The following is a 14,850-nucleotide window of genomic DNA, read 5'->3' on the forward strand; positions in this document are numbered from 1 at the left end:
CCCAAAAAATTTAATTAACTAAGCAAACCTTCAGAAGCTGAAGCATTTGCTTGTTTTCCGATTAGAACTTGAGCTGTTCCAATTGTTGAACCAATTTGATTTTTGATTGAATCGCTTTCAACATAAATCTGAGAAATACCGTTTCCTGAACCATTTGCAACTTCAATGAATTTTCGAAGTTGTTCAATTGCATCACCTTCTGGATTCCCGGTGATATAAACAGGATAGCCATAAATTGACTCACCATTTACTTTGACAACAACTTTCGGACTTTCTCAGCCATCAGCAAACCTTTCGCTAAATTGGGCGCCATTAAGATCTTGGAATTTAAAATTAAGACTTTTAGAACCTGAATTTTGCCCTTTTATTACTAATTTTTTGAATTTTAACTTTCTAAAACCAGTATAATTTTCCTCAGCATACGGATCATCTTTTCAAGTTCTTACTTTGTCATTGAATGATTTATCAAATTGCTCAAAATTTATCCCTTTAAAAGTATTTACATCAGTATCGGAAAAATCGAGAGTGGTGGGCCACCCACCTTTTCCGCCGTGATTGCCTTGGAAAACACGTTGTTCAATTTTGGAATCAAAAACGATACTAAGACCTTCATTGATTTTTGAAACATCATCACCTTTTTCTCATCTTAGCGAATCAAAAATGATTGAACCACCAATTTTCCCTTGATTTGAGCCATAAGTCGCTTGATTATTGTAATCAAAACTGATAAAATCAACATTTTTAAGCGCGTTAGGATTAATTGCTCAACCTTCATCAAGAGAATTTATCTCTGTATAGATTGAAAGTTCTTTTAATTTTTTATTTTCAAGACCGCGAAGCGATTTAGTTGCGCCGGTATTATTCAAAAAAACTGACACTGTTTTGATTTGTTCAGGAATTTCTTTAAAAATTTGCTCGGCATTTTGCTGAGTATGCGTCTCGCCAATATTTCTGATTCTAAGAGCTTGAACTTTATTGTCTTTTTTGGAAACTTTTGACATTATTTCCTTGAATTTATCAAATGCATTATTATCATTTGCATCTAATTCGACAACTTTGAGTGGTTGACGATTTTGCTTATCTTCATTTTGCTCGTTTGGGGTATATTCATAAACTTTGATTGAATTTTGGAATTGATTATCAATTTCAGAACTAAAACTTGAACTTACATCTTTTTTATCTCAACCGGCAAAAATCCCATTAGAAATATCATAAGGCGACATTCCTCAATAACCGGGTGTATTAAAAGTTCGAGCTTTATTATGTGCTTTCATGCGGTTTATTACCGGATTTTTTCCTTCATTTTCGTAATTTCAAACATTAGGCGATTCAGTGGAAGGCAACAAGCCTTGACGTAAATATTTTAACTCATCAAAAGTAAAAGACGTTTTTTCTGGCCGTCTCTTTAATTCTTCAAGATATTGTTTATCTCTGTTTAATTCGTATTTTGGAAGGTCAATATCTTGTTCATAGACTTCTTTTCAAAGTTGTTTTCCTGCTTCTGTTTTAGGGATTTTGCCTCTTACTCAATCTTTTTCAAAATCTTCTTTATAACGCCGTTCAATTTCTGCGACTTTTGCTTCTAATTGTTTTACACTTTCTTCGTATTTTTTAATTTCAGCAGCCACACCTTGTTTGTAACGATCAAGCGCTTTTTTTATTAGATCAGCTGGTACTTGACCTTGTTCCGTTGATTTTATTGGGTTTTCACCCACAATTGGTGATTTATTTTCCTCTTTTGGGGTAGGCAATGGCTCTACTTTTGGCACTGGAGTTTCCACTACTTTTTTTGGAATTTCCGTTATTTCATTTTTATCAATTGTTGGTGTTGTTATTATATTTGTAATTGTAATTTCTTGTTTTGGCGTTTCGATAACAAGCGGCTCCGTTTTTTCGATCTCTTTTATTTCTGGTTTTTCTATTTCTTTTTTAATTTCAGGTTTAATTTCTGGTTTTATTAGATCAACTTTTGGTTTTTTATTCTCAAATGGTTTAAATTCAGAATTTGTTACTGGCGAATAAAAACTTGGATCATTTGCATCGTTTTTTGCAACAATTGAAGGGGATTGAGAATTATAGCCAATTAAATTATCAAAGGATAAAAACTTACCTAGTTGCGGATTAGCAAAAAAAGTGCTAAAGGCCGCAATAATTGCAGAAGTTGCAAGCCCAATTATTAAAAGTTTTCTTCTTCTTGATAAATAAAATAACATAATTCCCCACTTTTTTAGCTTTTAACCGTTTTTACTAATTCTATCACAAACAAAAAGATTTTTGCATTTTTTAACAGTTTTCCTTTTTTTGGTTATTGTATAACTCATTAACCCAAAAACAACAAAAATTCTCAAACAAACTAAATTATTATAAAATAAAAAAACTTGAAAAAGTAGAAAAAAATATTCTTTTATTTCTACTTTCTGGTATAATACACAAACGCAATACATAGAGAAAATAACCGCCTGACCGGCTTAATTTGTTATTGAATGTATCTTTCAGTATTGTCGCTCATTTTGAAAAGAAAGGAGAACAAAATTGAATAGTTTTCGCAAGAAAAAAGTGGAAACAGTCGCTGAAATTGAAGGTTTTCTTAAAAATTCTTCGTCTCTAGCAATTGTTGAATATCGCGGACTCACTGTTGAAGAATTACAAAACTTACGCCAAGAATTTAAGTCCGCTGGCGTTCTTTCAAAAATTTATAAAAATCGACTTTTTAAAATCGCCGCCGAAAACAACGGCTATTCAGATCTTAAATCTGATTTAGTGGGTCCTAATTTATTTGCTTTTGGAACAACAGATCCGATTGCTCCGGCAAAAATAATTGCAAAAAAAGCTAAAGAACAACCACTTTTGATTTTAAAAGGGGGGATCTACGAAAAAACCGTTGTTTCTGCGGCAGAAAATATTATTATTTCCAGTCTTCCAAATTATACAGAAGCCCTTACAATGCTAGCTTCTGCACTTCAAAGCCCGCTTAAAAAACTGGTTTTTAGCCTTAAATTATTAATTGATAAACAAAAAATAACCGCCTAAGAAAGGAATTAAAATGGCCAAAATTACAAAAGAACAATTTATTGAATCACTAAAAGAAATGTCAATTAAAGAAGTTATGGAATTTGTCGATGCTCTTAAAGAAGAATTTGGCGTTGACCCTTCCGCTGTTGCTGCTGCTGCTGCGCCTGCTGCTACAGTTGAAGAAAAAACTGAAGTTAAATTAACGCTAAAAGCAGCCGGACAACAAAAAGTTGCTGTAATTAAAGTAGTTAAAGACTTATTAGGGTTAAGCCTAATGGACGCTAAAAAACTTGTAGATGCAGCTCCTTCTGTACTTAAAGAGGCAATAAAACCCGAACAAGCAGAAGAATTTAAAGCTAAATTAGTTGAAGCCGGAGCTGAAGTTTCTATTGACTAATTTTTTTAGCAAAAAATTAGCTTCAAATTAAATATAAAAAAAGGGTTTAAACACCATTTTTTTGTTTATTTTTGCAAAAAAATAAAATTACCAAATTTTTTCGATTTTTTTGAATTTAATTTCAAAAACATTTTTATTTTTTTTTATATAATTTAAAGACTTATGCAAAAAAATTAAAAAGGGGCGGAAATGGAACATTTATACAAATTAAAATCATACGGAATCGGCACAAACCGCCGCTTTTATGGCAAAGAAAATAAAACTTTTGAAACTCCAGATTTTCTTGATTCGCTACGCGAATCTTTTAATTGATTTTTCACAACCGGAATTCCGGAAGCTTTTGATAAAATTTTTCCAATTGTCTCATCAAATGGAAAATTAGAAATTAACTTCCGTCCCGATTCACTTAGGGTTGAAAAGCCAAAAAATGAATATTTGGCTATCCGCGAGTCAAAAATTAAGGGAAAAACTTATGCTGCCAGAGTTTATATTACCTTAGTAAAAATTCATGTCGAAGATGGTGAAATGGAAGAACAAGAAATTTTGCTAGCGGAATTTCCTTTTATGACCGAAGGCGGAACTTTTATTATAAACGGTTTTGAAAAAGTCATTGTCTCCCAATTAATCCGTTCCCCAGGTGTTTGTTTTCGTGAAAATGTAAGAAATCAACAAGCTGATGATCTTTTTAATAAAGTCGAAATTATTCCCCAACTAGGTTCATGAATGGAAATTTCTCATAAAGTTACCGGACATCAAATTGATACTGTTAAGTTTCGGATTGACAAACATAAAAATATTCCACTAATTGCCTTTTTAAAATCGCTTGGCTTTACAAATGAGACTTTACACAAATATTTTGGTTATTCTATTGAACTTCAAGAATCAATTCGCAAACATAAAGTTGAATCATACGAAGATAATTTAGAACTAATTTATCGAATTGTTCGCAAGGATGACCGGATCACCGAAGAGGGACTAAAAAATCTGATTCCTTCATTGATTTTTAACGAAAGACGTTACAATTTATCGGCCACTGGCCGTTTTATGCTTAACGCTAAACTTAATTTAATTGACCGAATCTCACAAACTTACCTTGCAGAAAATTTAGTTAACAAAAAAAATAAGACTTTATTTAAAAAGGGGACTTACATAACCCGTAAGATAGCCCATGAAATTCAGGAAAAATTCAATAATTCTGAAATAGCACTTTCCAAAATTGAAGGTGTTGATTCAACAATTTATGCCCGCCAACTCCAAATTAGTCGCAATAAAAAATTAGGCGAAAGAATTTATGTAGCAATTGTTAAAGTTTGACCAAACAAAAAAGCAATGTTACAAGAAAGTGAGCCAATTAGCGTTATTGCAACTGATCCAAGTTTGACTGAAACCACCTTAGTTTTATCAGATATTATCGCAATTGTTTCCTATTATTTCAATTTATTGTATAATTTAGGGAAAAGTGATGATCCAGACTCGCTTATGAATAAGCGAATTATCAGTGTTGGCGAACTTTTACAGAACCAATTTTTGATTGCGCTTACAAAAATTGAAAAAAATAGTAAAGAAAAAATTTCAACAAAAGCTGACCTTTCACAATTAAGTGTAAAATCTGTTATTAATAATAGACCAATTTATAATCAATTTAAAAATTTTTTCAATTCTTCAAAATTATCGCAATTTATGGATCAAATTAATCCGCTTGGCGAAATGGCAAACAAACGAAGAGTAACTTCTCTTGGTCCTGGCGGTCTAAATCGTGATACTGCCCAATTTGAAGTGCGCGATGTTCACTCAACTCATTATGGGCGAATTTGTCCTGTTGAAACACCTGAAGGGCAAAATATTGGCTTAATCCTTAATTTTTCCGTTTATTCACGAGTTAATAAATACGGTTTTATTATAACACCTTATTATAAAGTTAAAAATGGTGTTGTTGATTTTAACCAAGTTCATTGACTAACAGCCGCTGAGGAATTTGGCCTTAGTTTTGCCCAATATTCAATTGAAATTGACAAAAATAATAAAATTGTCCCTGAAAAATTAATAGTAAGAAAAAATCAAAGCTATTTTGTTCTTGATTCAAAACAAGTCGATTATATCGACGTTTCTTCGATGCAAATGACTTCAATTTCGGCATCGGCAATTCCTTTTTTAGAAAACAATGACGCAAATCGCGCGCTGATGGGCTCAAATATGCAACGTCAAGCTGTGCCACTTATCAAAGCAGAAGCCCCACTTGTTGCAACCGGAATTGAATCTGATATTGCCCGTTTTTCAGCTACAAATTTACGAGCAAGCATGGATGGCGAAGTTAGTTTTGTCGATGCTAAAAAAATCATAATTACTGATGGCGAAGTTGAAAAAGTCCATTATTTACGTGCTTTTGAAAAGTCAAACCAAGAAACCCTAATTTTACAAAAACCAACAGTGAAACTTGGTGATAAAATCAAAAAAGGACAACTAATTTGCGATGGTCCTTCCACTTATAATGGCGAACTTGCCCTTGGGAAAAATGTCCTTGTCGCCTTTAGCACTTGATATGGTTATAATTACGAAGATGCAATCATAATCAGTGAAAAACTCGTAAAAGACGATGTTTTCACCTCAATTCACATTCAAGAACAAACAATTAAATTCCGCTCTTCAAAAGCAGGAGATGATGTTTTAACTGCGGAAATTCCGAATGCATCAGCAAAATCACGTATTCATCTTGATGCAAACGGAATTGTAATTGTTGGTTCAGAAGTTGATACAGGTGATATCTTAGTTGGTAGAACCTCGCCAAAAGGCGAAGATAATCCTACCGCTGAAGAAAAATTAATGGCAGCAATTTGGGGAAAAAAAGTATTTGCCCAAAAAGATACGTCTTTACGTGTTAAAAATGGTGAAGGCGGAACTGTTATTGATGTCCAAATTCTTTCCCGTGACCAAGGCGATAATCTCGAAGATGGCGTTGGGATGTTAATTAAAATTTTGATTGCCCAAAAACGGAAAGTTAAAGTTGGTGATAAAATGGCGGGACGCCACGGAAATAAAGGTGTTGTCTCTGTAATTCTTCCAGTTGAAGATATGCCGTTTTTAGAAGATGGAACTCCTGTTGATATTGTTTTAAACCCTCAAGGCGTGCCTTCGCGAATGAATATTGGTCAAGTTTTAGAATTACATCTTGGAATGGTGGCTAAAAAGTTAAAAACCAAATTTGTCACTCCTGTCTTTGATGGTATCAAAATTGATACAATCAAAAGTTTATTTGCAGAAGCAAATATCCCAAAATCCGGAAAATTCAAATTATTTGACGGAATTACTGGCCAGGCTTTTGATAATCCGACCTCAGTTGGTTATATGTATATGCTAAAATTACAACACATGGTCGATGATAAAATGCATGCAAGATCAATTGGGCCTTATTCACTAACAACACAACAACCTTTGGGCGGAAAATCACAAAATGGTGGTCAAAGATTTGGCGAAATGGAAACATGAGCGCTTGAGTCTTACGGGGCAACTACAGTTTTATCAGAACTTCTAACCTATAAATCAGATAATATTCAAGGACGTAATTTACTTTATAATAATATAATTTCGGGAGGCAAAATTCCTCGCCCTGGAACTCCTGAATCATTCAATGTACTCGCTTATGAACTACGTGGACTTTTAATAAAACTTGAAGTTCATAAAAAAAATCATAACGAAGATGAACAAGACTCAACAAATCAGGAACTATCTTTTGCCGAAATTCCTGCTGATTTTGTTGATAACGAATTTAGTGACGAAAGCCGTTTAGAAATTGAAAAAGCAACCCAAGAATATGATTTTGACGAAGAGAATATTGATTTTGACTAAATAAATTTTTTTTTATATCAAAAAAAATTGTTCCCGTTTTTTAAGGAGAATTTGAAAAATGAACACAAAAGTTTCGCGACAATATGCCCAAATTTACGAGAATTCAATTGAAAAAATTTCGCTTGCAATGGCAACTCCAGAAGATGTTCTTGAATGATCTCGAGGCGAAGTTTCAAGACCTGAAACAATCAATTACAAAACTTTCAAACCTGAGCGCGGTGGTCTTTTTGATGAACTAATTTTTGGTCCGCTTGTTGATTTTAAATGTTCAATTTGTGGGCGAAAATACCGAAAATCTAACGAAAATCAACTTTGTGTTGCCACAAAAGATTGTCAGATTTCAAAATCGCAGATAATGTCAAAATTATCGCGCCGTTATGCAATGGGACATATTGCTTTAAATGCGCCGATTCTTCACTTTTGATTTTTCAAAATTGACCATTCAATTATCGCTAAATTATTAGGACTTAAAGTAATTGAAGGTAATAAACCTGCAACTACCATTACCAAAACCGCAATTGAACATTTAATTTATTATAAATCTCACATTGTTCTTGAAACAGGAGGACTAAAATCTCTACAAAAAAACAAGATTATTGATATTGCTGATGCTGCGCTTGTTTATCGTAATGCTCTTGTTGAAATTCTTGAATTTTATGCTCCCGAAACCGAAGAATATGAGGCAATTTCTGAGGCTTTATCCGAACTTACCGAAGTTGCCTCAAGTCGAATTGGTCGTGAATACGGGATTGATTATTATGAATTAAACGAAATAATCGAAGAATTTTCTGATGCCCGAATTGCAACAGGAACAAAAGCAATTGAATATTTGCTAGAAAAATTAAATTTGCATGCCGAAAAAGCGCAAATTGAACAAGAGATCGCTGTTATCCAAAAACAAATTAGAACAAGCAAAAAAATTATCATAAAACACCAAAAAAGAGACAAACTTTATAAAAGATTACAAGTAATTAACGCTTTTATTAATTCAGGACAAGATCCAAAAGTAATGATAATTAAAAATTTGCCAGTAATTCCCGCAGATTTACGACCACTTATCCAACTTGATGGCTCCCGTCATTCAACTAGTGATTGCAATGAATTATATCGGAGAATCATCATTCGTAACAATCGGCTAAAAAGATGAAAAGATGCAGAAGCCCCGGTAATTATTATCCAAAATGAAATGCGAATGCTCCAAGAAGCCGTTGATGCTTTAATTGATAATCAAAAAAAATCAACCAACCAAGTAACAACAAAAGAAAATCGGCCATTAAAATCGATTTCCGATTCGCTAACCGGGAAAAAAGGAAGATTTCGCCAAAACCTCTTAGGCAAACGCGTAGATTATTCTGGTAGGTCGGTAATTGTTGTCGGGCCTAAATTAAAAATGCATCAAGCGGGATTACCTCGAAAAATGGCTGCAGTTTTGTTTGAACCTTGAATTATTAAAAATTTAATTCAAGAAAAAATCGCCGGTTCAATTAAATCCGCGCGGAAAATGATTGAAGAAGAAAACCCTATTATCTGGCCTCATGTTGCAAAAGTAATCGAAAATAAGCCAATAATTTTGAATAGAGCACCAACTTTGCACCGGCTTTCAATTCAAGCCTTTGACCCTGTTTTGGTAAGAGCAAAAGCAATTCAGCTCCATCCACTTGTCACCGCTGGATTTAACGCTGATTTTGATGGCGACCAAATGGCAGTCCATATCCCGATTTCTCCTGATGCTATCAGAGAAACGCGAGAATTAATGTTTGCCGATAAAAATATTTTAGGACCAAAAGATGGCGAGCCAATCGTTAATCCTTCACAAGACATGGTTTTAGGTATTTATTATTTATCCCAAGAAAAAGCCGGTGCAAAAGGCGAAGGTTCCTTTTTTTCTTCTTATGATGAAATGCAAAAAGCCTATGAATTCAGAGCAGTTGACCTTCATGCCCGGGTTGTTTTACCTTTTGAAATTGTAAAACCACTTATTGGGAAAAACACGCGTGGACATTTAATTTCAACAGTGGGAAAATTTATTCTAAACAAAGTTTTTCCTGATAATTTTCCTTTCATTTTTGATCAAAAAGTTGATGACTTAGAACTTGACTATCACCTTAAAATAAAAAAATATGTCCTGCCTTATGGCGCTAATTTCCGTGATTATATTGCAAATTTAGAAATTAATGAACCTTTAGATAAAAAGGCAATTGCCAAAATTGTAAGACAAATTTATGATAATTATAATGGTGTGCTTGCAAAAGAAGATATTGCCACTGTAATTGATCAGCTTGATTTTGAAAATTATGAAAATTGTATTCTCATGTACGAAAAACTTCGCGATTATAAGGGGGATAAACTACCAATTTCTCACCTTTCAAAATTAACAGAATTTACCATTTCCGAATTTAAAAAACTATTCAAACGCGAAGATCAACCAATGCAAATTGAAACTTACCGTGTTTTTGAGGACCATGAAAAAGTTGAACTACTTGAAAAAATTTGGTTTAATTATAATAACATGGTTTGCTCAATTCTTGATAAAATTAAAGATTTAGGTTTTTACTATTCAACAATTTCAGGAACTTCGATTGCAATTTCGGATATCAAAATCGCCCCAAGAAAACACGAATTTATTGCTGAGGGCGAAGATTATATAAATAAATTAAACGCTTTTTATACCAAAGGGCTTATAACAGATGATGAAAGATATGTGCTTTCAATTGCAAAATGAACGCAAATTAAAAATGATATTCAAGCCGATCTTAGTGAATCTGTTGCAAATGATCAACAAAATTCACTTGTAATGATGATGAAATCTGGGGCAAGAGGAAATATTTCTAACTTTGTGCAACTAGCAGGAATGCGCGGCTTGATGGCAAATAATGTCAAAGCACTTAAAGTTGATGCTGAAAATGAACGTGTTGTCCGTTCGATTGTTGAGGTTCCCGTTAAATCTTCCTTCCTTGAAGGTTTAACTTCTTTTGAATTTTACTCTTCAACTCACGGTGCGCGAAAAGGGCTAACTGATACAGCGCTTAATACTGCAAAATCCGGATATCTTACTAGACGACTTGTCGATGTTGCCCAAAACATTGTCGTTAAAGAAAATGATTGTTTTTCCGATTTTGGTTTTGTGGTAAAAGATATTGTCGATACAAAAACAAATACAATAATTGTGCCTTTAATTGAAAGAATTGAAGGACGATTTTTAAACAAAGATGTCTATGATTCTAAAGGAATTAAGCTTGCAAGCGCAGATACGCTTATCGATTTACAAACTGCGAAAAAAATTATTGCCGCAGGTATTAAAAAAGTCGAAATTCGCTCCATTTTGTCTTGCCATACCAAAAATAGTGTTTGCAAAAAATGTTATGGAAAAGATTTATCAACAAATCGTCTTGTGACAATCGGTGAAGCTGTTGGGATTATCGCCGCGCAATCAATTGGTGAACCCGGAACTCAACTGACAATGCGAACTTTCCATACTGGCGGGGTTGCTAATGTTGAGGATATAACCGGCGGATTTACAAGGTTAATTGAACTAATTGATTCTCACGAACATCCTTGAGGACGACCAGCAAAAATTTCGCCTTATTATGGAATAATTACAAAAATTTCCGATCTTGCCGAAAAAAATGCGGTAAATAAAGGTTTTTTAATCACAATTGAATATAAAGTATCTAAAACCGAAAGAGCAGAACATATTATCCGGATCGAACAAAACCAAAAATTGCGTGTTAAAGTTGGCGATAAAGTAATTCCGGGTCAAAAACTGGTTGAAGGACCAATAATTTTAAAAGAATTACTCGCAATTTCTGATGCTCGCACATTACAAAACTACCTTTTAAAAGAAATCCAAAGAATTTACCGAATGCAAGGAATTACAATTTCTGATAAATATATCGAGATTATTATTCGGCAAATGCTTTCAAAAATTCAAATTATCGAAAGTGGTGATTCGAATTTCTTTGTTGGCTCAATTGTCGATATTAGCGAATATCAGGAAGTTAACGGTCAGTTGCTATCAGAAGGGAAAAAGCCAGCTTTTGGAAATGTTATTGTCAAAGGCGCAAAACAAATTCCGCTGTTATCAAATTCCTTTCTTGCAGCTGCAAGTTATCAAGAAACCTCAAAAATACTCGTACATTCTGTAATTTCTTCACAAGTTGACCGACTTGAAGGGCTAAAAGAAAACATTATTGTCGGACATAAAATTCCAGCTGGTACTAATTCAAATTATGAACCAAAATCAAAATTTGACATCCCTAATCCTTTCAATTTCTTTATAAAAACCAGCCGTTAATTTTATGAATTGGGAAAAATTAAAGAAAAATTATCGCTTTTCCTATTTAATAACATCCAAGTCTGCTTCTGACTTGGATGTTATTTTTCAAAAAATAATTGAAAAGCAAATCCAATTTATTTATTTAATTGGTGATTATGGTTCTGGAAAAACCGATTTTGCTAAAAAATTTGCAAGGAAAATCGGTATTAAAGAAAAAATTATTTCACCTTCATTTAATTTTATGTTTGTCTATGAGAATTTAGTTCATATTGATCTTGATAATTTCCCTGGTCAAATTGATGAATTTTATGATTATTTTGATAATAATTTTGTGATAATTGAATGGGCTGATAAATTAACTAAATTTTCAAAAAATTCAGTTCTTATTACCTTTAAAATTCTCGATTTAGAGACAAGATCAGTAAAAATCTATTGAAATTAACTAAATTTTTCTTTTTTTAGGAAAAATTTAAAAAAAATTTAATATATAATAAAGTAATGATCATTAAAAATAATTAATAATTTGTGATTATAGTGGCATTTTTATTTGATTTTTTAATTTTATAGTTTAAAATCCTCTTATAAAAACAAAAATTTTACCTTGTAGTTATTATTACAGGGCCTTTTTTGCTTAATTTTTTAACCTTAAACTTAAAAAATCAAAAACCCTTTAATTCATAGTATTTTTTAAAAAAATTTTCTAAATTTCTACTAAAAAGAAAAAAAAGAGATATAATAATAGTCAGTTTTTAGTTACTTAACTAAGTTAGTTAGTTAACTAAAAAAAGGAGAAATCATGGTATTTTATTTATCAAGAAGAAGAAAACTTTTAATAATTGGACTTGCAACTTCTGCAATTATTGCGGGTTTTAGCACTTTTTTTGCTAATCCGCAACTAGGTAAGTTTTTATCCTTTGATAATTTAATTGGCTATAATTCTCAATCCCCTTCAATTGTTGCAAAAAACGATGCAAATGATCCAACTTTTTATTCGCCAGTAACAAATTCTGAATTTAAACCATTTGAGAATAAAAAACCAAAAGTTGATCTAATAAAACCTGAAATTAAACCTGAAATTAAAAAAGAAATAGAAAAACCAGAAATAAAAGAACCAGAAAAAAAAGAAGAAGCTGCAGATATACTAACAGCACCAACCGTTATTAAAAAATCTCAAACAGAAGAAATCCCCAAAAAAGTTGAACAACCAACCCCGGCAAAAGAACCTGCAAAACCAGTAAATGCTGAATATGGGTATGTAACTCTTGACTGAAGTGGGCTAAAAGTTAGAGCTTATGTTAAGAAAAAACCTAACAGACAATATTCATCATATGATATAAGTAACGGAATTGCTAACCGAATTCCTTATCATGCTCAAGTAGTAGATGAAGTAATAAGTGTTGAAGTCACCCCTGAATTATTGAAAAAAAATACTGAGAATGCGGCAACTGCTTTGCGCAATTCGTTCCAAGGCGGCGCTTTTAATATTGATAGCGCTACTATCCAACAAGGAGATCAAGCTGTAGCTGCAGTTGTTGCACAGAATTGGCAAAACTATTATAAAAATATGTTTTTCAAATGGCGTGAATTATTTGAAAACGGGGATAAAGTCAAAGACTTTCTAACCCAAGAAGGGCAACAAAAATATCCAGATATTAAATCAAAATATCAAAGTGATTTGCAAAAAGCTGAACAAGCAATTGCAACAGCAAACGCCGAAATGGACAAACTCTTAAGTGAACGCCCACAACGCACAGGGTTTGACCAAAATGGGCATGAAACCTTTACTGATGAAAACAAAATAAAATTGCGTGATTGGCAAGTAAAATTTAATGATGCTGTAAAAAAACAAGAAGATGCAAAGCAACTAAAAGAGGATGCTAAAAATACTAAATACGCAAAACTAATTTATTATCTGGATTATTCAAAATTTGTTAGAAGTTCAAAAGAAAATGATGATTATTTATCAAAAGGTTTTACAATCAACACTGATAATTCAAATATTTCCGTTGATGAAAACGGTACACTAAGATCTAATTCCTGATCCCCTCTTATAAATCAGGTAACTTCTGTCTATCAAAAAGACAATGAAACTCGTCGAGCATTTGGTTATGGTAGTTATTGATCAAGACCTGGAGGGAATATCCTGGATGGAACCTACGAAGGCTGAACAAAAAAAGATATAACAAATAGTGAAGAATATAAAAAATATAGCGTCTCAAAAAGCGATGGTATTAATATTTCAGAACTCACCAAAAATGCTGATAACAAAGCAAATACAACAAGAAATAAAGGAATTGTGGTAACGATCGATTTTTCAAATCAAAGTGGATATTCAAAAACTAAAAAATTAATTCAAGATCTTGCAAATGATAGAAAGGAAATCACTTCTTATCGCTTTTTCCATATTGGAAAAAATGATGCAAATCAGAAATTCAAGGATATTTTGGAAATACTACCTGAAAATTTACCCCAATTAGAACTTTTATTTGACTCAACAAATACTTCGGCACTGCTTGCTTTAGAAAACAAAAAAATTGACGAGCTTTCAATTTATACAGAAGGCAATTCACTCTCTGATGATTGAGCAATAAACCCTTGAGCCCTAAAAAACACTGCCTGATATAATTCAAATGATTATAATGTGAGTTTTGATTATGCGCCAGGAGCCAAGGTTGCTACAAGAATAACTTTTAATTCACTTGCATTTGATGATTCAGACTATACTGGAAATAATGATTTTACCAGAATCAATAACGGCTTAAGAATGGCTTACTGAACGCGAAATAATGAAAAAGTGTTCCAAGGCGGCTGGGGTCCTGGGCTTAATCCTGATGTTAATGAATCCGAGAATTCATATCCTACCGGTCTTGATCTAACACGGGTAACTAAAATGAAATCATTAAAAGGTTTAATATTCTACGATACGCAAAAATCCTCAAATGCAAAATCAAGAAGGCTTACAAGAATTGGTCTATATAATAATAATGTTAATTTTGAAATTAGTGCCGATGAATTAAACCAAGCACAGTTTAACGTTCTTGATACAAACCCAAGGTTAGAACCAAAACCAAAAATTTTCTTTTCAAATGATTCTAATACTAAAAGGGTAAAAATAACTGGACAAAGTCTATCTTCTGAGGGCGCAAATAATTTACGAATCCTTTTAGAAAATGGCAGACAAAAAAAAGATAATACGCTCTTATTTAACGATAAAAGAATAATTATAGATAAAAATAACTCCTCCCTTAAAAATTCTCTAGAATCCCAAGGTTTTCAAGTCGATGAATCAGGAACTTCTGGAATAACATTTTCCTAGGAGAAT

General features: G+C 32.7%; 7 protein-coding genes. 6 read left to right on the forward strand and 1 reads right to left on the reverse strand.

From position 1 onward, the window contains the following. Positions 1 to 14: 14 nt before the first annotated feature. Positions 15 to 2,213 carry a putative immunoglobulin-blocking virulence protein gene (locus MYF_RS02770; RefSeq protein WP_002557738.1) on the reverse strand — a complete coding sequence of 733 codons (2,199 nt, stop codon included), beginning with the start codon at positions 2,211 to 2,213 and terminating at the stop codon, positions 15 to 17. A gap of 319 nt (positions 2,214 to 2,532) precedes the next feature. Here MYF_RS02770 and rplJ point away from each other — a divergent pair, with 319 nt between their 5' ends. The 6 genes from rplJ (at position 2,533) to MYF_RS02805 (ending at position 14,844) form a co-directional block, all read left to right on the forward strand. Further along, positions 2,533 to 3,030, forward strand: coding sequence for a 50S ribosomal protein L10 (rplJ, locus tag MYF_RS02780; RefSeq protein ID WP_002557739.1), 498 nt, complete (start codon positions 2,533 to 2,535; stop codon positions 3,028 to 3,030). Between the two features lie 13 nt (positions 3,031 to 3,043). Beyond that, a complete protein-coding gene (rplL, locus tag MYF_RS02785) occupies positions 3,044 to 3,409 on the forward strand; it encodes a 50S ribosomal protein L7/L12 (protein ID WP_002557740.1) in 366 nt (121 codons plus the stop codon). Between the two features lie 189 nt (positions 3,410 to 3,598). Beyond that, the gene (gene rpoB, locus MYF_RS02790) at positions 3,599 to 7,252 is read left to right on the forward strand and encodes a DNA-directed RNA polymerase subunit beta (RefSeq protein WP_002557741.1); all 3,654 of its coding nucleotides are present in this window, start codon (positions 3,599 to 3,601) and stop codon (positions 7,250 to 7,252) included. A gap of 58 nt (positions 7,253 to 7,310) precedes the next feature. Further along, a complete protein-coding gene (locus MYF_RS02795; protein WP_002557742.1) occupies positions 7,311 to 11,546 on the forward strand; it encodes a DNA-directed RNA polymerase subunit beta' in 4,236 nt (1,411 codons plus the stop codon). Between the two features lie 4 nt (positions 11,547 to 11,550). Continuing rightward, complete coding sequence (tsaE, locus tag MYF_RS02800) at positions 11,551 to 11,970, forward strand: tRNA (adenosine(37)-N6)-threonylcarbamoyltransferase complex ATPase subunit type 1 TsaE (RefSeq protein ID WP_002557743.1); 420 nt, start codon at positions 11,551 to 11,553, stop codon at positions 11,968 to 11,970. A 354-nt stretch (positions 11,971 to 12,324) separates the two neighbouring features. Next, positions 12,325 to 14,844, forward strand: a complete 2,520-nt coding sequence (locus MYF_RS02805) for a putative immunoglobulin-blocking virulence protein (RefSeq protein WP_002557744.1) — start codon at positions 12,325 to 12,327, stop codon at positions 14,842 to 14,844. Positions 14,845 to 14,850 lie beyond the last annotated feature (6 nt).

This window comes from Mesomycoplasma flocculare ATCC 27399, assembly GCF_000815065.1.
Taxonomy (GTDB): Bacteria; Bacillota_I; Bacilli_A; order Mycoplasmatales; family Metamycoplasmataceae; genus Mesomycoplasma; species Mesomycoplasma flocculare.